The following is a 19,564-nucleotide window of genomic DNA, read 5'->3' as shown; positions in this document are numbered from 1 at the left end:
TTCGCGGGGCAAACCCGCTCCTACATGGATTGCATGATCATCCTGGAGCGGGCTTGCCCGCGAAAGGGCCAGTGGTGCCAATCACAATGTCAGGGTCAGCCCTTTGACCAGCGCCCCCGGCAAATGACTCGATCCGGTACTGCGCTGTCCATAGGTGCTGGTCGACAGAATCATCTCGCGCTCCTGGGTCAGCGCCTCCAGCTCGCTGCCCAACAGGTTGTACAGGCTGTCATCGAAGCGCATGGTGCTCACCGGCCCCTGGATCTCGCCGTTCTCGACCCAGAAGGTGGCGAAACGGGTCAGCCCGGTCATGCGCGCGGCGGGCAAGTCCGAGTAGTTGAGGTACCAGAGGTTGCTGATATATAGGCCGGTGCCGAGCCGCTCGAGTATCTGTGCGTTGGCCAGGTGGCCTGCGGCCAGGCTAAGAGCGCAAGGCGATTCGTAGCTGTCGGCGCCATTGCCCTGCAGTGCGAACTCGGCGGCGCTGCGGGCGCTGATCAGTCGTTCGTGGGCCTGGCCTTGAGTGATCAGAGGTACATCGAGGCGTGGCGCGCCCTCATCGGAAAACGCCGGGCTCAGCGAGCCGCTGATTTGCTCGGCGAAACTCACCAATGGGCTGAGCGTTGCGTCGCCGTTGTACAGGCGCTGCAAGGCGCTGTTGCCGGTGGCCAGGGCCTGTGCCGAGAACCCGCCCCAGCACAGCATGCCGGCGATCTCGTCCATGGCCGCCGGTGCCAGGTAGGCGCGGTAACTGCCAGGTTGCAGGGTAATGGCCGCAAGGCCGAGGAAGCCCAGTTGCTCGCGCGCCTGGCGCAACCTCGCGGTGAAGTCCTCGGCGCTCCAGGCCTGGCCGGCATAGTTGGCCTTGACGGCCTGGCCATTGGCGTGAAACAGGCTCCAATCGAAGTTGAAGCTGTTCGCCTGATGCCAGCCGAAGGCCCCGAACGAGCTGGCGAAGCCCCGGCAGATCGGGCCGGCGGCATAAATGCCGACCAGGTCCAGGTCGCCGGCCTCGCGCTCGACCAGTGCCAGCACCTCGTCCAGCTCGGGCAGGGGATGCTGCTGTTGGCTGTGGGTGTGCCAAGCGCTCTCGTCCAGGCTCAGGTAAGGGTCGACGGCCAGCAGCGGCAGGGTCTGGCGCAGTTGCTGCAACGCTTCGCTCAGGCGGTGCTGATCCAGTTGCGCATCGTCGCTCAAGGTCACCTGCTGCTGCGCCTGGCGACCCTCGTGGACTAGCCGCAGTTGCACACTGGCCTGGGCAACGGTACCGGCCTGGCGCACCTTGGCGTGGTTGAAACGGACGAACTGCGACTGCTCGGCGCTGTAGCCGAGGGTGAACTGTTCACCGGAGCGCAGGGCTGCGCGCAACGCGCTGACCAGCGCCTCGAAGCGGTGTTGTGGCGTGGCGCTCATCAGGCGTCTCCTCCGAATACGTCGATCTGGCGGAACACGCAGGCAGGCGAGGCATGGCCGACGCGCACCACCTGGTTGGGTTCGCCCTTGCCGCAGTTGGGCGTGCCGAGCACCTCGAATGTGCTGCGATCTCCCACTGCCGAAAGGTTGCGCCAGAACTGCGCGGAGATACCGCGGTAGTTGGGGTTCTTGACGATGCCCTTGAGTTCGCCGTCTTCGATCAACTGGCCCCACTCGCAGCCGAACTGGAACTTGTTGCGCGCATCGTCGATCGACCAGGAGCGGTTGTTGCTCATCAGGATGCCCCGCTCGATGCCCTCGACCAGCTGTTGCAAGGTCTGGTCGCCGGGTTCGAGGTTGAGATTGGCCATACGGTCGATCGGTGCGCGGTTCCAACTGCAAGCCCGGCTGTTGGCCACGCCGCCCAGGCCCGAGCGGAACTGCGACAGCGCGCCGCCGAGTGGGCGAACCAGCAGACCGTCACGGATCAGGAACTGCTTGCTGGCCGGTGTGCCGTCGTCGTCGAAGCTGTAGCTGGCCAGTTCTTGTTCGAGGGTCGGGTCGAAGGTGACGTTGAGCAGTTCGGAGCCATAGCGCAGGTGGCCGAAGTCGCTGGCCTTGACGAAGCTGGTGCCGGCGTAGTTGCGCTCGTCGCCGAGGATGCGGTCCATCTCCAGCGGATGGCCGATGGACTCATGGATTTGCAGCATCATCTGGTCGGGCATCAGCAGCAGATCGCGCGGGCCGCCTGGGGTATTGGGTGCCAGCAACAATTGCAGGGCTTCGTCGGCGATGCGCCCGGCAGCACCGATCAGCCCGCAGCGTTGAACGACTTCGAAGCCTCCTTGCTGCCCGAAGTTGCTCAGCCCCAGGCTGCGGCTCTGGCTGTCCTGGCCATCGCTGGCGGTCACACTCAGGCCTGGGTACAAGAAGCGCTGGGCATGGCGCAACTCGGCGCCGGTGGAGTTCAGGTAGGTCTGTTCGACCAGGCTCATGTGCAAGCTCGCCAGCCAGTCCACCAGGCGGCTGTCCTTGGGCACGCTGGCCGACTCGCTGGCCAGCAGGCCAAGGCAATCGGCGAGGCTGGGCAGAGGTTGGTCGAGGTTGGGCGAAAGATGGTCGTGGCGGTCGCTGGTCACCGGTTGCTCGCGCAGGTCGAGCAGGCTGTGCCTGGCGATCTGCCTGGCCAGTGTCTCGGCCTGTTCCAGGGCCCTTTGCAAACCTGCCTGGGACAGATCGGCGGTGGCGGCGTAGGCCTCCACGCCGTTGACCCGTACCGTCAGCATGGCGCCTTCATCCTGGCTGAACGAGGGCGGCTCGGCGACATTGCGCCGCACGCAGAGTGTTTGGTGCGACTGTTTGACGTGGCGCAGGGAAAACACTTCGGCCGTGCTACGCAGCGCGGTGAAGCGCTGGCGCAGCAGGGCGCTGGAATCGAACATGGACAAGCCTCCGTCTACACGGTGGCTCCCCCTAGAACCACCCGTCTTGCATACCGAGGCAAGTGTCGTCGCGGGCCTCGAGCAATGCCAGGTCATTATGGCAGCCAGGCACCTCCCAGGTCAGGAAATAACGCGCAGCCTGCAGCTTGCCCAGATAGAAGTCGCGATCGGCGTGGTTGCACTGAAGCAGGCCGAGTTCGGCGTGGATCGCCTGCTGCAGCCAGCGCCAGCCGATCACGCAATGGCCGAAGGCGTTGAGGTACAGGGTGGCGTTGGCCAATGTCGCGCTGACCTTGCCTTGCGCCAGGTCGCCCAGCAGCGCCAGGGTCACGCCTTGCAGGCGGTTGACCAGTTGCTCCAGTGGCCGGCGCAGGGCGTCCAGGTTGGGATGATGGCTGGCACGTTCGGCGGTGGCGGCGATCAGGCGGATCAGTTGCTTGAGCCCGGCACCGTCGTGTTGGGACAGTTTCCGGCCGAGCAGGTCGAGTGCCTGGATGCCCTCGGTGCCTTCATGGATGGGGTTCAAGCGGTTGTCGCGATAGTATTGTTCGACCGGGTATTCGCGGGTGTAGCCGTGGCCGCCGAGAATCTGCACGGCCAGTTCGTTGGCCTTCAGGCAGTACCGCGATGGCCACGACTTGACGATGGGCGTCAGCAGGTCGAGCAATGCCTGGGCTTGCTGGCGTTCGATCTGGTCTGCCGCGGTATGGGTGTCGTCGAACAGCCGCGCGGCATACAGGCCCAGGTCGAAGGCGCCCTCGACGTAGGCTTTCTGCGCCAGCAGCATGCGCTTGACGTCGGCATGCTCACTGATCGCCACGGGCGGACTGTGTGGGTCCTTGTTGTCCGGCAGGCGGCCTTGTGGCCGCTGGCGGGCGTATTCCAGCGAGTAGAGGTAGCCGGCGTAGCCGAGCATCACTGCGCCCATGCCGACGCCGATACGGGCTTCGTTCATCATCTGGAACATGCATGCCAGGCCTTGGTGGGGCTGGCCGACCAGGTAGCCGACGCACTGGCCGTCGTCACCGAAGTTCAGCGCCGTGGAGGTGGTGCCGCGCCAGCCCATCTTGTGGAACAGCCCAGCCAGCACTACGTCGTTACGCGGGCCGAGGCTGCCATCGGCGTTGACCCGGTACTTGGGCACGATGAACAGCGAGATACCTTTGACCCCGGGTGGCGCATCCGGCAGCTTGGCCAGAACCATGTGCACGATGTTCTCCGACAGTTCGTGGTCGCCGCCAGAGATGAAGATCTTGTTGCCCTTGATCCGGTAGCTGCCGTCGCCTGCCGGTTCGGCGCGAGTGCGGATATCGGCCAGGGAGGACCCGGCGTGGGGTTCGGTCAGGGCCATGGTGCCGAAATAGCGGCCCTCGATCATCGGCTCCAGGAACAGGTGCTTCTGCTCATCGCTACCGAAACTCTCGATCAGGTTGGCTGCGCCCATGGTCAGGAACGGGTAGGCCGTGGTGCCGGCGTTGGCGGCCTGGAAGTGAGCGAAGCAGGCTTGCGAGACCAGGCTGGGCAGTTGCATACCGCCGACTTCCAAGTCGCGGTTGGCGTTGAGGAAGCCGGCCTGGAGGAAGGCTTCTATGGCGGGCTTGACCTCGGGGATCAGCTCGGCCCGGCCCTCGGCGTAGCGAGGCTCGTTTTCATCGGCTTTGCGGTTGTGCGGTGCGAAGAACTTCTCGGCGACGGTGCGAGCGGTCGCCAGCGCGGCGTCGAAGGTTTCGCGGCTGTGCTCGGCGAAACGCGGGCGCTGGGTGAGGGCTTGGGCGTCGAGGACTTCGTAGAGTTCGAAGGCCAGGTTACGGGCGCTGAGCAGGGTGTCGGGCATGGGGGCGGTCCTGGGGCGGGGTGCTGCGAGTCTAGGATCGGTTAGTCAGGTATGGCTACCAAGATTGATCCAGCTTATAGCGATACAGATGTTTCCCACGAAACGCGTTGGGCCTGGACTACTGCGCGTTGGGTGCTGCCTGGTTTTGAATTTGCTCCTTTGTTCATAAGGAAGCGCTTCTCATGAGTGATATTCAGAACGACAAACCTACTGCTGCCGAGGGTAGTGAGCCTTCCTTCTTCGTGGTCGCACCGATGAAGCTTTCTGTTATGACGTTTTTTACTCTGGGCTTTTACTGGGCGTACTGTTTTTACCAGAACTGGAAGTTGCACAGATCTCGAACGGGCGAGAACGTCAGTCCATTCTGGAGGGCAGCATTCGCTCTATTTTTCATCTATCCATTGTTGAGCCGGGTAGACGGCTGTATCCGTGACTCGGGAAGAGTCTATTCGTGGTCCATACCGACACTGGTATGGGGCAGCTATGCGCTAGTTGTGGTCTCGATTACCGCGAGTGTCGTGCTTTTGGAGCAGGTGGTGGCTAGTTATATCGCGGGGCTGGCCTTCCACCTGACCATGTTAGCTATCTTGGTTTCTATGCAAAAAGGGATCAATTTTAGTGCAGGTGATAGTCACGGGGCGGCTAATCGTAGCTTCACGATGGCTAACTGGCTTTGGTTGTTGCCCGGCGCCGCACTTAAACTGGCGGAGCTGTACGGGGTGTTCATGATTGCCTCTATGGATTGAAGTCGCTGGTGAGCGAACAATAAAAAAGGAGAGCCGAAGCTCTCCTTTCCCGTCAGCAACCGCCCACCATCAACCGATGGTCATCAGGCTCGCGTTACCGCCAGCGGCTGCGGTGTTCACGCTCACCGCGCGCTCGATCACCAACCGCTCCAGCGCAATCTGATGGTCGCCGCTGGACAGCCCATGCACACCGACGATGGCGCCGGCGCGCTTGGCCACCTGCTGGCAAACGCCGCGCAACTGGTCCGAGTCGCCATGATGGATCACGGCATCGAACGCCACTTCGTCCTTGTTCCAGTCCGCCACCAGCTTGACCTTGGCCTGCAGCTCCTTCGGCAGGCGGCCACGCAGGGCCTTGCCGGGTTCGCCATCGACCCATACCGCCGAGCTGCCCACCGCCAGTACAGCGGCAAATTGCGCCAGCAGGTCCGCTTCGTTGTCAGCCAGGCACAGCACGTGCTCGCGCGGCAGGATGGTGTAGCTGTTGCGCTCGCCGGTCGGGCCGGGCAGCAGGCGGGCGATGCCGCTCTGCGACTGGCCGGCGAACTGCTCGCACAGCGTGGCCAGTTCGGCCTGCTGGCTGCCCTGGGCCCAGGCCTTGAGCGCGTGCAGCGGCTTGATCAACTGGTCGTGCAGGGCGCGATCCGGCTGGCCGGCGCCATCCTGCTGCTGGAAGTGGCGACCGATCGCGTCGGCCGGGCGGGTCGACAGCAAGCGGTACAGGTACAGCGGGCCGCCCGCTTTCGGGCCGGTGCCGGACAGGCCTTCACCGCCAAACGGCTGCACGCCGACCACCGCGCCGACGATGTTGCGGTTGACGTACATGTTGCCGGCATTGGCGTTTTCCACCACCTTGGCGATGGTCTCGTCGATGCGGGTATGCACGCCGAGGGTCAGGCCGTAGCCGGAGTCGTTGATCTGCTGGATCAGCTGGTCGAGGTTGCGGCGGTTGTAGCGCACCACATGCAGCACCGGGCCGAAGATCTCGCGCTTGAGCTCGTCGAAGCTCTCCAGTTCGATCAGGGTCGGCATGACGAAGGTGCCGCGCTTGACCTCGGCGGCATCGGCGATGGCCACCTGGTAGACCGAGCGGCCTTTCTCGCGCATGCCCTGGATGTGCTTCTCGATGCCGGCCTTGGCTTCGGCGTCGATCACCGGGCCGATGTCCACGGCCAGGCGATCCGGGTTGCCCAGGCGGCTTTCGGCCATGGCGCCCTTGAGCATTTCGATCACGCGGTCGGCGGAGTCTTCCTGCAGGCACAGGACGCGCAGGGCCGAGCAACGCTGGCCGGCGCTGTCGAAGGCCGACGACACCACATCGATGACCACCTGCTCGGTCAGCGCCGAGGAGTCGACGATCATCGCGTTCTGGCCGCCGGTCTCGGCAATCAGCGGGATCGGGCGGCCCTGGTTGTCCAGGCGGCCGGCCACATTGCGTTGCAGCAGGCGGGCGACTTCGGTGGAGCCTGTGAACATCACGCCCTTGACGCGCTCGTCACCGACCAACCCGGCACCGACGCTCTCGCCCTGGCCTGGCAGCAGTTGCAGCACGCCTTCCGGAATGCCGGCTTCGAGCAGCAGGCGCACGGCTTGGGCCGCGATCAGTGGGGTCTGTTCGGCAGGCTTGGCCAGTACCGGGTTGCCTGCAGCCAGTGCTGCAGCCACTTGGCCGGTGAAGATCGCCAGGGGGAAGTTCCACGGGCTGATGCACACCACCGGGCCCAGCGGGCGGTGGGCGTCGTTGCTGAAATCGTTGCGCGCCTGGACCGCGTAGTAGCGCAGGAAGTCCACTGCCTCGCGCACTTCGGCGATGGCGTTGGCGAAGGTCTTGCCGGCTTCGCGGATGAGCAGGCCCATCAGCGGCTGTATCTCGGCCTCCATCAGGTCGGCGGTACGCTCGAGAATCGCGGCACGCTCGGCGGGTGGGGTGGCCTGCCAGATCGGCGCGGCATTGAGTGCGCACTGGATGGCGTTGTCGACATCGGCAACGGTGGCTTCGTGCACGTGGCCGACCACGTCGCGGTGATCCGCTGGGTTCAGCACCGCAATCGCCGGGCTTTCGCTGGCGGCGCAGGCCAGCAGCGGGGTGGCCTTCCAATCGTTGTGTGCGGTGGCCAGCATGGCGCAGGACAGCGATGCCAGGCGGTGTTCGTTGGCCATGTCGATGCCGGCCGAGTTGGCCCGTTCGCTGCCGTACAGTTCGCGTGGCAACGGGATACGCGGGTGCGGCAGGCCGATGCCGCCTTCCTGGGTGGCCATGCGCTCGATGCTGGCGACCGGGTCGGCGACCAGCTCCTGGATGGAAATCGAGTGGTCCGCGATGCGGTTGACGAACGAGGTGTTGGCGCCGTTTTCCAGCAGGCGGCGAACCAGGTAGGCCAGCAGCGTCTCATGGGTGCCAACCGGTGCGTAAACGCGGCAAGGGCGGTTCAGCTTGCCTTCCGAGACCTTGCCGACCACCTGCTCGTACAGCGGCTCGCCCATGCCGTGCAGGCACTGGAACTCGTACTGGCCGGGGTAGTAGTTCTGCCCGGCGATATGGTAGATGGCCGACAGGGTGTGGGCGTTGTGGGTGGCGAACTGCGGGTAGATGGATTCCGGCACTGCCAGCAGCTTGCGTGCACAGGCGACGTAGGACACGTCGGTGTAAACCTTGCGCGTATAGACCGGGTAGCCTTCCAGGCCTTCGACCTGGGCGCGCTTGATCTCGCTGTCCCAGTAGGCGCCTTTCACCAGGCGGATCATCAGGCGGTGGCGGCTGCGCTTGGCCAGGTCGATGACGTAGTCGATCACGTACGGGCAACGCTTCTGGTAGGCCTGGATGACGAAACCGATGCCGTTCCATCCAGCCAGCGACGGCTCGAAGCACAGGCGCTCGAGCAGGTCCAGGGACAGCTCGAGGCGGTCGGCCTCTTCGGCGTCGATGTTCAGGCCGATGTCATATTGCTTGGCCAGCAGGGTCAGCGACAGCAGGCGAGGATACAGCTCTTCCATCACGCGCTCGTATTGGGCGCGGCTGTAGCGCGGGTGCAGGGCCGACAGCTTGATGGAGATGCCCGGGCCTTCATAGATGCCGCGGCCATGGGAGGCCTTGCCGATCGAGTGGATCGCCTGCTCGTAGGAGGCCAGGTATTTCTGTGCGTCATGTTCGGTCAGTGCGGCTTCGCCGAGCATGTCGTAGGAGTAGCGGAAGCCCTTGGACTCGAAACGGCTGGCGTTGGCCAGGGCTTCGGCGATGGTCTCGCCGGTGACGAACTGCTCGCCCATCAGGCGCATGGCCATGTCCACGCCCTTGCGGATCATCGGTTCGCCGCTCTTGCCGATGATGCGGGTGAGCGAGGCGGAGAGGCCGGATTCGTTGTGGGTGGAGACCAGCTTGCCGGTCAGCAGCAGGCCCCAGGTCGCGGCGTTGACGAACAGCGACGGGCTGTTGCCCAGGTGCGGTTGCCAGTTGCCGTTGCTGATCTTGTCGCGGATCAGGGCATCACGGGTGCCTTTGTCGGGGATGCGCAGCAGCGCTTCGGCCAGGCACATCAGCGCCACGCCTTCCTGCGACGACAGCGAGAACTCCTGCAGCAGACCCTGGACGATGCCGGCGCGCCCGCCTGCGCTCTTCTGATTGCGCAGCTTCTCGGCGATACCGGCAGCCAGCTTGTTGGTGGCCTCGGCCTGGGTCGTGCTCAGGCGCGCCTGCTCCAGCAGCATGGGCACCACTTCCGGCTCGGGGCGGCGGTAGGCGGCGGTGATGGCCGAGCGCAATACCGATTGCGGGAGAATGCTTTCGGCGAACTCAAGGAAGCACTGGTGGCTGTGGTCTGCCTGGACCTCGCCGGCATCGTCTGCCAGGTTGCTGGCGTGACCGTTGAGTTCGGTCAGGGTGGCACCACCCTCGAGCTTCTCCAGGTAATTGAAGATCGCTTGCTTGATCAACCAGTGCGGCGTGCGGTCGATGGACTGCGCAGCTGCCTTGAGTCGCTCACGGGTCGGGTCGTCGAGTTTGACCCCCAGGGTGGTCGTCGCCATTTCTTATCCTCGTTATTGCCACGGTTGTGGCCTAAGCTGGCGCCAAGATTAGCTGTAGGCGATTTCGGGTGCAACTAGGTGCAACCTGAATTTTTTGCGGCGTGGTTTCGCTGTGTCACCCAGCGTTATCCACAACCTGAAAATGGTCATTTTAAGTGCAGTTTTTTCTTAAAAAGGCCGTTCTTGCTCCAGAAAGGAGCAAAAAGTAGGCAATTTCGGAAAAATACGCCTTGGTGCAACTGGCGCGGCAAAAAGGGTTGCACCGTATTTGCGTTGTTGCATAGGATGCGCCACCTGGGTGCAACCGTCTCTCGGCGGTTTGTACATGAGATAAAAACAAACGCCAGGGCACACGCATGGGCAATCCACTCACGATCACTTTCGTGATCTACATCGCTGCAATGGTGCTGATCGGCTTCGCTGCCTATCGCTCCACCAAGAATCTTTCCGATTACATCCTGGGTGGTCGCAGCCTCGGCAGCGTGGTCACCGCGCTCTCCGCCGGCGCCTCCGACATGAGCGGCTGGTTGCTGATGGGCCTGCCGGGCGCCATCTACTTCTCCGGCCTCTCCGAAGCCTGGATCGCCATCGGCCTGACCGTCGGTGCCTACCTGAACTGGCTGTTCGTTGCGGGGCGCCTGCGGGTGCAGACCGAGCACAACGGCGACGCGCTGACCCTGCCGGACTACTTCGCCAGCCGTTTCGAAGACAAGAGCGGCCTGCTGCGGATCATCTCGGCCATCGTCATCCTGGTGTTCTTCACCATCTACTGTGCCTCGGGCATCGTTGCCGGCGCACGCTTGTTCGAAAGCACCTTCGACATGCCGTACGAGACTGCCCTGTGGGCAGGCGCCGCGGCCACCATCGCCTACACCTTCGTCGGTGGTTTCCTGGCAGTGAGCTGGACCGATACGGTGCAGGCGTCGCTGATGATCTTCGCGCTGATCCTCACCCCGATCATCGTGCTGATCTCCACCGGCGGTTTCGACACCACCTTCCTGGCGATCGAGGCGCAGAACCCGGCGAACTTCGACATGCTCAAGGGGGCGACCTTCATCGGCATCATCTCGCTGATGGGCTGGGGTCTGGGCTATTTCGGCCAGCCGCACATCCTGGCGCGCTTCATGGCTGCCGATTCGGTGAAGTCGATCGCCAATGCCCGTCGCATCTCCATGACCTGGATGATCCTGTGCCTGGCCGGTACCTGTGCAGTGGGCTTCTTCGGCATCGCCTATTTCTCGGCGCACCCTGACCTGGCAGGTCCGGTCTCCGAGAACCACGAGCGCGTGTTCATCGAGCTGGCGAAGATCCTGTTCAACCCCTGGATCGCCGGTGTGCTGCTGTCGGCCATCCTGGCGGCGGTGATGAGCACCCTGAGCTGCCAGCTGCTGGTGTGCTCCAGCGCGCTGACCGAGGACTTCTACAAGGCATTCCTGCGCAAGAACGCCTCTCAGGTCGAACTGGTATGGGTCGGCCGCCTGATGGTGCTGGCCGTGGCGTTGATCGCCATCGCCATGGCTGCCAATCCGGAGAACCGCGTACTGGGCCTGGTCGCCTACGCCTGGGCTGGCTTCGGTGCCGCCTTCGGTCCGGTGGTGCTGATCTCGGTACTGTGGAAGGGCATGACCCGCAACGGCGCCTTGGCCGGTATCGTGGTCGGTGCAGTCACCGTGATCCTGTGGAAGCAGTTCGACACCTTGGGCCTGTACGAAATCATCCCGGGCTTCCTGTTCGCCAGCATCGCCATCGTGCTGGTCAGCAAGCTGGGCAGCCCGTCGCAGGCCATGCTGCAGCGCTTCGAGACCGCCGATGCGGCGTATCACGCTGAGAAGTAACATCGGCTGAATCGGTGGCGGTGCCACCGCCGGCAAGCCGGCTCCTGCAGGAGCATGACGAACCTGTAGGAGCCGGCTTGCCGGCGATGGCCCTACCACCGACCGACAGCCAGGCCTGACGTCGCCTGCAAGGCAAGGTAAACTTGCCCTCCCCGCAGGAGTTGCCATGAACTATCGTCACGCCTTCCACGCCGGTAACCATGCCGACGTACTCAAGCACATCGTGCTGACCCGCCTCATCGCCCTGATGTCGCGCAAGGAGCAACCGTTCGCCTACATCGACACGCACGCCGGCCTTGGTCTGTATGACCTGCAAGGCGACCAGGCGAGCCGTACCGGCGAATACCTCGAAGGTGTCGCGCGCCTGTGGAATCGCGACGATCTGCCGGCGATGACCGCCGACTACCTGCGCATCATCAAGCGCCTGAACGCCGATGGCGAATTGCGCTACTACCCAGGATCGCCCGAGCTTGCCCGGCGGCTGATGCGTCAGCAGGACCGTGCACTGCTCAACGAGAAGCACCCGGAGGACGGGCCGCTGCTCAAAGAGAACATGAAGAAGGACCCGCGAGTGGTCGTCCACCTGGGCGAGGGCTGGCATGTGCCGCGAGCGCTGCTGCCCGTGCAGGAAAAGCGCGCGATCATGCTGATCGACCCGCCGTTCGAGCAGGCCGACGAGCTCAAACGCTGCACGGTCGCGATGAAAGAGGCGATCAGCCGCATGCGCCAGACCGTCGCCGCCATTTGGTACCCGATCAAGGACCAGCGCGCGCTCACGCGTTTCTATCAGGATCTGACCAGCACGGGTGCGCCCAAGCTGCTGCGCGTCGAGCTGTACGTGCATCACCAGGACAGCCCGCAGGGCCTCAACGGCTCCGGCCTGGCCATCGCCAACCCGCCATGGGGACTGGAGGACGAGCTGCGCGAGTTGCTGCCTTGGCTGGCCAAGGAACTGGCGCAGACCGCTGGCAGCTTCCGCATGGACTGGTTGATCGCCGAGTAAGCGAGCAGCAGTGTCCCTGCAACGCATGCGTTGCGGTTGAACGCCTGGGGCCGCTGTGCGGCCCAATCGCGCCACAAGGCCGCTCCCACAGGCACAGCGCCATGCCTGTGGGAGCGGCCTTGTGGCGCGATCGAAGGCGCAGCCCTCGCAGGGGCATGCGCATGCTGTGCTTTGCGTTATAATCCCGCTCTTTAGCCGCCAGCCACCCAAGAGGCCGCTGGCGCATCTCTACCGAATGAAGAGGCTCATCCCTTGGCATTGACGATTCTTGGCCTGTCCGGCGCCCTTAGCCATGACCCTTCCGCGGCGCTGTACATCGACGGCAAGCTGATTGCCGCCGCCGAAGAAGAGCGCTTCGTGCGTGACAAGCATGCGAAGAACCGCATGCCCTACGAATCGGCGAAGTTCTGCCTGGAGCAGGCTGGCATCAAGCCATCCGACGTCGACGTGGTGGCCATTCCGTTCGCCCCGATCAGCCTGTTCGGCAAGGCTCGCTGGCACTATGCCAAGCGTTACTGGTACGCCCCGGATCGTGCGCTCGACGCCATCCTGATGGGTAACCGTCGCTACAAACGCTACCGCAAGAAGATTGTCTGGTGCCTGGAGCAGCTGGGCTTCGACCCGAAGAAGGTCAAGATCGAGCCGGTCGAGCACCACCTGGCCCACGCCTCCAGCGCCTATCACTGCTCGGGCTTCACGGAAAAGACCGCGATCCTCGGCATCGACGGCAAAGGTGAGTACGCCACCACCTTCTTCGGCTACGGCGAAAACGGCAAGATCCACAAGATCAAAGAATTCTTCGACCCAGATTCCTTGGGCGGCCTGTATGGCGCGATCACCGAGTTCCTCGGCTTCGAGATGCTCGATGGCGAGTTCAAGGTCATGGGCATGGCCCCTTATGGCGATGCCAGCAAGTACGATTTCTCGCGCCTGGCCAGTTTCGAAAACGGCGAACTGGTGATCAACACCGAGTACGCCAACGTCATCGGCCTGCGTCGTTATAAAGAGAAGGGCAAGGGGTTCTACTTCTCGCCCAAGCTGATCGAATGGCTGGGCCCCAAGCGCGAAGGCGATATCGCCGACGAGCCGTACATCCATTACGCGGCCAGCATGCAGGCGCTGTTCGAGAAGCTGGCGCTGCAGATGATCGACCACTACCTGGGCGACACCCTGCGTGAAACCGGCAAGCTGGCCTTCGCCGGCGGCTGCGCGCTGAACGTCAAGCTCAACCAGAAGATCATCGCCCGTCCCGACCTCAAGGAACTGTTCGTCCAGCCGGCGTCCGGCGATGCCGGTACTGCGGTGGGTGCTGCTGCTTACGTGTCCCACGCCCGCGGCGTGCCGGTCGAGAAGATGGAGCACGTCTACCTCGGCCCTGCCTACTCGAACGAAGACGTGATCGCCGCCTGTGCCCGTCATCCGAACGCGCCCAAATGGCGCAAGCTCGACGATACGCCGCAGCGCATCGCCAAGATCATGGTCGACGGCAATCCCGTGGCCTGGTTCCAGGGCCGCATGGAATTCGGCCCGCGTGCCCTGGGTGGTCGCTCGATCATCGGCTGCCCGAGCGTGCCGGGCGTGGCTGACCGGATCAACGAACAGATCAAGTTCCGCGAGCGCTGGAGGCCTTTCTGCCCGTCGATGCTCGACACCGTCGCCCCGCAGATGATCAAGGTCGACCACCCGGCGCCGTTCATGACCTTCACTTTCGAAGTCGCCGAAGAGTGGAAGACCCGCGTCCCGGAAGTTGTCCACGAGGACGGCACTTCGCGCGCCCAGGTGCTCAAGCGCGAGTACAACCCGCGCTACTACGACATGATGAAGGCGCTGGAAGACCTGACCGGCAACGGCGTGTCGCTGAACACCTCGCTCAACCGCCGTGGTGAACCCATGATCTGCTCGCCGACCGACGCCCTGAACATGTTCTTCGGCTCGGATCTGCAGTACCTGATCATGGAAGACATCCTGGTGGTCAAGGACGGCGCGGCCCTGTATGACCAGCCGCTCTGAGCCACGCGTACTGCAGTTCTGCCATGGCTACGACGGGCCGTTCCTCGACTGCGCCCGTCAGTACGCCAGCCTGTTCCAGGGTAGCGGCTACAAGGTCACCACGGTGTTCCTCACTGGCGCCGCCGACCCGCAGGTAGCCGCTGGCTGTGCGTCGGACGAGGTGCTGTTCCTCGAGTTCAGCTCCAAGGCCGTTCGCGGCCTGAAGCTGGGGGCGATCCGCGCGCTGCGCCGGATCGCCGCCGAGCGCGATTTCAGCTTTTGCATCGCCCATCGCTTCAAACCGATCTACATCACCCTGCTGGCGACCGGTCTGCCGGTGATCGGCGTGCACCATGCCTTCGGTGACTACCAGCGCAAAGGCCGTCGGTTGTTCGCCAACCTGTTCCGTCAGCGCCTGAGCCTGCTCGGTGTGTCGGACGCGGTGCGCGACGACATGCGTCGTTGCCTGCCGCAGTGGCCGGCCGAGCGTATCCAGACGCTTTATAACCGCATCGACATTCCGGCATTGCAAACTGCCCTGGTGCCCCGCGCCGAGGCGCGCGCGGCCTTGGGCCTGGATGCGCGGGCGTGGGTCGTGGGCAACGTCGGTCGGCTGCATCCTGACAAGGATCAAGCCACCTTGCTGCGCGGCTTTGCCCAGGCGTTGCCGTCGCTGCCGCCCGGCGCACGCCTGGCGGTGCTCGGGCAAGGTCGCCTGGAGGACAAGCTCAAGGCCCTGGCCACGGAGCTGGGCATTGCCGCCCAGGTCGATTTCCTTGGTCAGGTGCCGGATGCGCGGCGTTATTTCCAGGCCTTCGACGTGTTCGCCCTGAGTTCCGATCATGAGCCGTTCGGCATGGTCCTGCTCGAAGCGATGGTGGCCGGTGTACCCCTGCTGGCTACCGCTTGTGGCGGTGCCCGCGAGGTGGTCGAAGGTGTTGGCGTGCTGTTCCCGCTGGGCGATGCCGCGCAACTGGCCGAGGGCCTGACGCACATGGCCGGGCTGGATGCCGAGCAGCGCGAGGCCTGCGCCGAGCACATGCTGCAGCGCTTGCACGAACGTTTTTCCGACCACGCCGTGCGCGAGGCCTTCTGGCAGTTGCCGCAGGTGCGGGCGCTGGTGGGGCAGGCCTGATGCTCAACCACCTGCAAGCGTTTCGCGAACGCGGTTGGACGCCCATCGACGCGGTTGCCTATGCCGAGGCCTGGACGCGCTTTGGCGGCAGTGTCGCCAGCCATCCACTGGTGATCGAGCAACTGGCCGACCTGGCGCAGATCCCGGTGCGCTACCTGGGCTGGTACCAGGCTGGTGAACTCAAGGCCGCGCTGCCTGCCTGGGGGCGCCACCTGGCGTTGTCCAAGGACGTGCTCAAGCGCGTAGGTAAAAAAGGCCTGTTCGATCTCGGCAACGCCGAGATCATCCTGCCGGCCGATGCCCAGGCCGGTGCCCCGCTGCGTCATGCCGGTCGCTACCTGTCCGAGTTGAATCAGGGGCGCTTCGTCGGCCTCAAACCACAGGCCGAGCAACTGGCCATGGCCCGTGCCCATGAAGACCTGTCGAAGAAATTCCGCTACAACCAGCGCCGCGAACTGCGCCTGCTGGAAGAAGCCGGTGGGCAGGTCATGCCGATCGGCGATTTCGGCTCTGTCGAGATCGCCGCGATGTACTGCGACCTGTTCCAGCGCCGCTGGGGCTTCCCGGCCACCGGAGCCGAGCGCATGGCCGAGGTGCTGGAACGCTTGCGTTCACTGTTGATCGGTTCGGTGCTGTTGCTTGAAGGCAAGGCCATCGCCATTCAGCTGGTGTATCGGGTCGAGGCGCCGGAATGGATCAGCGTCGAGTACGTCAATGGCGGCGTCGACCCCGAGACCAAGGCCTTCAGCCCTGGCAGCGTCCTGAGCTTCCTCAATACCCAGGCTGCCTGGGAAGACGCCCAGGCGCGTAACAAGCCGTTGCGGTTCTCGTTCGGCCGTGCCGATCGCGAGTACAAGGACCGTTGGTGCAACCCTGTGCCGGTGTTCCAGGTGTGAGCCGCAAGCAGCAGTTGCTCAAGCGCCATCGGCGCAACAAGCGCCTGGGCCTGCTCGCGGCACTGGTCGCGCTGCTGTTGCTGGGTGTGTTCAGTTGGTGGTGGTTGCCACTGTTGCTGTTGCCGCTGCTCTGGGCTGGGCATGAGGCCTGGTTCGCCGACCATCTGTTCTACGCGCCAGGCGAGGACTACGCGTACGATTTCGGCGAGCACGCTGTCGAAACGACCGTGAGTCTGCGCGGTGGCATGCTCGTTACCGATGTTGCCCTCGCGGGCGATGAAACCCTGGTGCTGGCGCTGCGCGTCAAAAGTACCTGGCTGGGGCGTTTTCTCGACCCCCGGATCGAGCTGATGGCCGGTGCCCAGAGCGACCGCCAAACGTTCGAGCGCGGCGTCGACGGCCTGCGCTACCTGAACCTCACAGGGCTGGCCGCACCGCTGCAGGCCGGTGGGCTGCGCCTGCGCGGTCGTCACTGTCGGCTGCAGGGCGAGCCACGCCTTTGGGTCACGCCCAGCGTCGAGTTGCGCCGCCGCCGGGTGATGGTCATCGCCCCGCATGCCGACGATGCGGAGCTTGCAGCCTATGGTCTGTACAGCCAGGCCGAGGAGACCTGGGTGGTGACCCTGACCGCGGGTGAAATCGAGGCCGAGCACTACCAGCAGATGGGAATGGGCCAAGCCGATGCCGCACGCCTCAAGGGCCGTCTGCGCGCCTGGGACAGCATCGCGGTGCCGCGCTGGGCGGGCGTGCCGGAGTCGCAGTGCATCCAGTTGGGCTACTTCTGCCTGCAACTGCCAGCGATGCAGGCAGACCCCGACGTGCCTATGGCGTCACGCGAGGCCGAGCTGGACGATATCCGCACCTTCCGTCAGTTCAATCCGCTGCAGTTGCCTGGCGATGTCGACGGTGCACCGACCTGGCGCAACCTGCTGGCCGACCTGCGCGCCCTGCTGGAGCTGGCCAAGCCCCAGGTGCTGGTCATGCCGCACCCACAGCTCGACCCGCACCCCGACCATATCTGCGCCCAGGCGGCGGTGCTCGAGGCCCTCGAAGGCCTGGCCTGGCAGCCGCAGACGCTGCTGTGCTATGCCAACCACCTGCATGACAACGACCGCTGGCCGATGGGCGAGAGTGGCGACGGCGTGGCCTTGCCGCCACAACTCGAAGCCGGCCAGCCATGGGCACCGTGCAGCCTGGTGCTCGACCTGGCTATCCAGCGCGACAAGGCCATGGCCCTGGGCATGATGCATGACCTGCAGCCACCAGCCCCGTTCAAGCGCCGTTTGCGTCGCCTGTTGCAGCGCTGGCTGGCCGGGCGCCGCCCGTCGCCATACGGAGAGAACGAGTTTTTCCGCAAGGCTGTGCGTCGCCATGAGTTGTTCTGGCGGCGCGAGCTGAACAACGACCTTTGATTGAGCGCAATGGCGTGAGCGCCCAAGGAACGCAATGAAAGTCCTATTTCTGGTGCAGCAGGAACAGCGGGCGATCCTCGACCGTTTGTACGATGGCGTCGCGGCCAACTGCGAGTGTGATATCCGTTGGGTCAGCGATGAAGACCAGCGCAACCTGCGCCGCTACTTCAAGCGCGAGATCGATGTCGAGCGCTACGATCGCATCCTGTTCTTCCTGCGTTTCAAGAAGGAAATGCGCCAGGCGTCGTTCATCCGTACCGTGCCCAACCTGGTGATCCTCGAGCACGATGCCTACCAGAACTACATTCCTTGCAAGTACACCGGCAAATTCAGCGCGCACTACCGCAAGATGCCCTGGGCGCGGGTGATCAGTTCCGGTTACAACGTCAGCGAACGCCTGCGCCTGGAAGGTTTCGATGCGGTGTTCGTGCCCAAGGGTTATGACGAGCGACTGCTCAGCGACCAGGGCCGTGAGCGCGACATCGAACTTGCCTTCGTCGGCAGCACCGGCAGCGTCGCCTACAGCGGCCGCAAGGCGTTGCTCGATGAGCTGGGGCGGGTGGAGAACCTGGTGGTGACCAAGACCAAGTCGGGCGAGGACTACTGCAATACCCTCAACCGCATCCGCTTCTTCGTCAGTGCCGACGTCGGCATGGGCGAGTACATGATCAAGAACTTCGAAGCGATGGCCTGCGGTTGCGTGTTGTTCGCCTTCGACCAGGGCGAGGAGGAAAACCGTGCCCTGGGTCTGCAGGACATGCACAACATCGTTTTTTACAAAGATATTCCTACGCTACAAGAGAAACTTCGTACACTGCGTTCGGACTTAGGCCTGGCTCAGCAGATTGCAGAGAACGGTCGCCGTTTGGCAGTATCTCGATTCGCTTTCGGCCAGGTTGGTCGTAGCATCGTCGAACACATGCGCCCTGAACTGAGGCCGCATCCGCCACTTTCGGCCTGGCAGCGCCTGCGCCAGCGCCTGGGAGTCTGATAACAGTACTTTGATGCCCACGGACGGGGTATACAAAGTCGCCTGCTGCAACTCGGAGGGAGTCCGTGCGCTTTTCTGATGACAGTGACATCACGCTGGTGGTGACCAGCTGTGGGCGCTTCGACCTGCTCAAGGACACCTTGGCCAGTTTCGATCGCTACAATACGGCGCCCGTGCGGGAGGTTTTCATTACCGAGGATTCCGGCGACGATGCGGTGCACGCAGCCGTGCCGGAGCACTGGAAGAGCCACTGCACGGTCTTCGTCAACCGTCCCAAGCTAGGCCAGCTACCGTCCATCGACCTGGCCTACAGCCACGTCAAGACGGCCTACATCTTCCATTGCGAGGACGACTGGCAGTTCTACCGCCAGGGCTTCGTCGAGGACTCGCGGGCCATTCTCGAAGTCAGCCCGAACCTGTTGCAGGTCTGGCTGCGCAGTTATGCCCACGACCTGGCGGTGCACAGTCCGTATATCCACCTGGGCGATCGACAGGTCATCGCCGGCGTGCCGTGCTACCCGCTGCTTTCCGAAAAAGCCGAATGGCAGGCGTTCTCGCTCAACCCCGGCCTGCGCCGCTTGAGCGATTACCAACGCTGTGCGCCATTTGCCGCCTATGCTGGAGAGAAGGCACTCTCCCGGCGTTATGCGGAGCTGCAGCTGACGGCCGTCACCCTGGAAGGTGACGCGGTGTTGCACACTGGTTTCGGCAGCCATGTGACCCTGCCGGAAGAGGTCCAGCGCAAGGCCAAGCGGCGTCAACGCGATCGGATCAAACTGGCGGCAACGCTGGTGTTCGGCGCCCTCATAGGCACGGGAATCACCCTTCTTGTTCAATGAATACGC

General features: G+C 63.9%; 13 protein-coding genes. 9 read left to right on the top strand and 4 right to left on the bottom strand.

Annotated elements, in window-relative coordinates:
• Window positions 1-81: 81 nt before the first annotated feature.
• The 3 genes from E6B08_RS27765 to E6B08_RS27755 are packed head-to-tail and all read right to left on the bottom strand — an operon-like array spanning window position 82 to window position 4,689.
• Window positions 82-1,413: a TldD/PmbA family protein gene (locus E6B08_RS27765; RefSeq protein WP_136916892.1), complete on the bottom strand. Its 1,332-nt coding sequence runs from the start codon at window positions 1,411-1,413 to the stop codon at window positions 82-84.
• Window positions 1,413-2,855: a TldD/PmbA family protein gene (locus E6B08_RS27760; RefSeq protein WP_136916891.1), complete on the bottom strand. Its 1,443-nt coding sequence runs from the start codon at window positions 2,853-2,855 to the stop codon at window positions 1,413-1,415. The genes E6B08_RS27765 and E6B08_RS27760 overlap by 1 nt, the downstream gene beginning before the upstream one ends.
• A 31-nt stretch (window positions 2,856-2,886) precedes the next feature.
• Window positions 2,887-4,689 carry an acyl-CoA dehydrogenase gene (locus E6B08_RS27755; RefSeq protein ID WP_136916890.1) on the bottom strand — a complete coding sequence of 601 codons (1,803 nt, stop codon included), beginning with the start codon at window positions 4,687-4,689 and terminating at the stop codon, window positions 2,887-2,889.
• Window positions 4,690-4,871: 182 nt separating this feature from the next.
• Here E6B08_RS27755 and E6B08_RS27750 point away from each other — a divergent pair, with 182 nt between their 5' ends.
• On the top strand, window positions 4,872-5,435 hold the full coding sequence (locus E6B08_RS27750) for a hypothetical protein (RefSeq protein WP_238349268.1): 564 nt from the start codon (window positions 4,872-4,874) through the stop codon (window positions 5,433-5,435).
• Between the two features lie 69 nt (window positions 5,436-5,504).
• On the opposite strand, the gene putA is transcribed toward E6B08_RS27750, so the two are convergent.
• The gene (gene putA / locus E6B08_RS27745; protein WP_136916889.1) at window positions 5,505-9,458 is read right to left on the bottom strand and encodes a trifunctional transcriptional regulator/proline dehydrogenase/L-glutamate gamma-semialdehyde dehydrogenase; all 3,954 of its coding nucleotides are present in this window, start codon (window positions 9,456-9,458) and stop codon (window positions 5,505-5,507) included.
• 356 nt (window positions 9,459-9,814) lie between these two features.
• Between putA and putP the strand changes: the two genes are divergently transcribed.
• The 8 genes from putP to E6B08_RS27705 all read left to right on the top strand — a co-directional run bounded on the left by putP (window position 9,815) and on the right by E6B08_RS27705 (window position 19,558).
• On the top strand, window positions 9,815-11,293 hold the full coding sequence (putP, locus tag E6B08_RS27740) for a sodium/proline symporter PutP (RefSeq protein ID WP_136916888.1): 1,479 nt from the start codon (window positions 9,815-9,817) through the stop codon (window positions 11,291-11,293).
• 166 nt (window positions 11,294-11,459) lie between these two features.
• Window positions 11,460-12,296, top strand: a complete 837-nt coding sequence (locus E6B08_RS27735) for a 23S rRNA (adenine(2030)-N(6))-methyltransferase RlmJ (RefSeq protein WP_136916887.1) — start codon at window positions 11,460-11,462, stop codon at window positions 12,294-12,296.
• A gap of 252 nt (window positions 12,297-12,548) precedes the next feature.
• Window positions 12,549-14,306: a carbamoyltransferase gene (locus tag E6B08_RS27730; protein WP_136916886.1), complete on the top strand. Its 1,758-nt coding sequence runs from the start codon at window positions 12,549-12,551 to the stop codon at window positions 14,304-14,306.
• Complete coding sequence (locus E6B08_RS27725; protein ID WP_136916885.1) at window positions 14,290-15,420, top strand: glycosyltransferase; 1,131 nt, start codon at window positions 14,290-14,292, stop codon at window positions 15,418-15,420. The genes E6B08_RS27730 and E6B08_RS27725 overlap by 17 nt, the downstream gene beginning before the upstream one ends.
• Window positions 15,420-16,316, top strand: coding sequence for an antimicrobial resistance protein Mig-14 (locus E6B08_RS27720; protein WP_136916884.1), 897 nt, complete (start codon window positions 15,420-15,422; stop codon window positions 16,314-16,316). Before E6B08_RS27725 ends, E6B08_RS27720 begins: the two co-directional genes overlap by 1 nt.
• Window positions 16,313-17,728 (top strand): PIG-L deacetylase family protein, encoded by a 1,416-nt coding sequence (locus E6B08_RS27715; protein ID WP_136916883.1) that lies wholly within the window; start codon window positions 16,313-16,315, stop codon window positions 17,726-17,728. The genes E6B08_RS27720 and E6B08_RS27715 overlap by 4 nt, the downstream gene beginning before the upstream one ends.
• Window positions 17,729-17,762: 34 nt before the next feature.
• Window positions 17,763-18,719, top strand: a complete 957-nt coding sequence (locus tag E6B08_RS27710; RefSeq protein WP_136916882.1) for a glycosyltransferase family protein — start codon at window positions 17,763-17,765, stop codon at window positions 18,717-18,719.
• 65 nt (window positions 18,720-18,784) lie between these two features.
• Window positions 18,785-19,558 (top strand): glycosyltransferase family 2 protein, encoded by a 774-nt coding sequence (locus E6B08_RS27705; RefSeq protein ID WP_136916881.1) that lies wholly within the window; start codon window positions 18,785-18,787, stop codon window positions 19,556-19,558.
• The last annotated feature ends 6 nt before the right edge of the window (window positions 19,559-19,564 follow it).

The sequence above is a fragment of the Pseudomonas putida genome, from assembly GCF_005080685.1.
GTDB lineage: Bacteria > Pseudomonadota > Gammaproteobacteria > Pseudomonadales > Pseudomonadaceae > Aquipseudomonas > Aquipseudomonas putida_V.
The sequence above is the reverse complement of the archived record's forward strand: the minus strand, read 5'-3'. Positions and strand labels throughout refer to the sequence as shown.

Coding starts and splice junctions, on each gene's coding strand:
- E6B08_RS27765 (WP_136916892.1), bottom strand. CDS start 1,413: ATGAGCGCCACGCCACAACACCGCTTCGAGGCGCTGGTCAGCGCGTTG.
- E6B08_RS27760 (WP_136916891.1), bottom strand. CDS start 2,855: ATGTTCGATTCCAGCGCCCTGCTGCGCCAGCGCTTCACCGCGCTGCGT.
- E6B08_RS27755 (WP_136916890.1), bottom strand. CDS start 4,689: ATGCCCGACACCCTGCTCAGCGCCCGTAACCTGGCCTTCGAACTCTAC.
- E6B08_RS27750 (WP_238349268.1), top strand. CDS start 4,872: ATGAGTGATATTCAGAACGACAAACCTACTGCTGCCGAGGGTAGTGAG.
- putA (WP_136916889.1), bottom strand. CDS start 9,458: ATGGCGACGACCACCCTGGGGGTCAAACTCGACGACCCGACCCGTGAG.
- putP (WP_136916888.1), top strand. CDS start 9,815: ATGGGCAATCCACTCACGATCACTTTCGTGATCTACATCGCTGCAATG.
- E6B08_RS27735 (WP_136916887.1), top strand. CDS start 11,460: ATGAACTATCGTCACGCCTTCCACGCCGGTAACCATGCCGACGTACTC.
- E6B08_RS27725 (WP_136916885.1), top strand. CDS start 14,290: ATGACCAGCCGCTCTGAGCCACGCGTACTGCAGTTCTGCCATGGCTAC.
- E6B08_RS27720 (WP_136916884.1), top strand. CDS start 15,420: ATGCTCAACCACCTGCAAGCGTTTCGCGAACGCGGTTGGACGCCCATC.
- E6B08_RS27710 (WP_136916882.1), top strand. CDS start 17,763: ATGAAAGTCCTATTTCTGGTGCAGCAGGAACAGCGGGCGATCCTCGAC.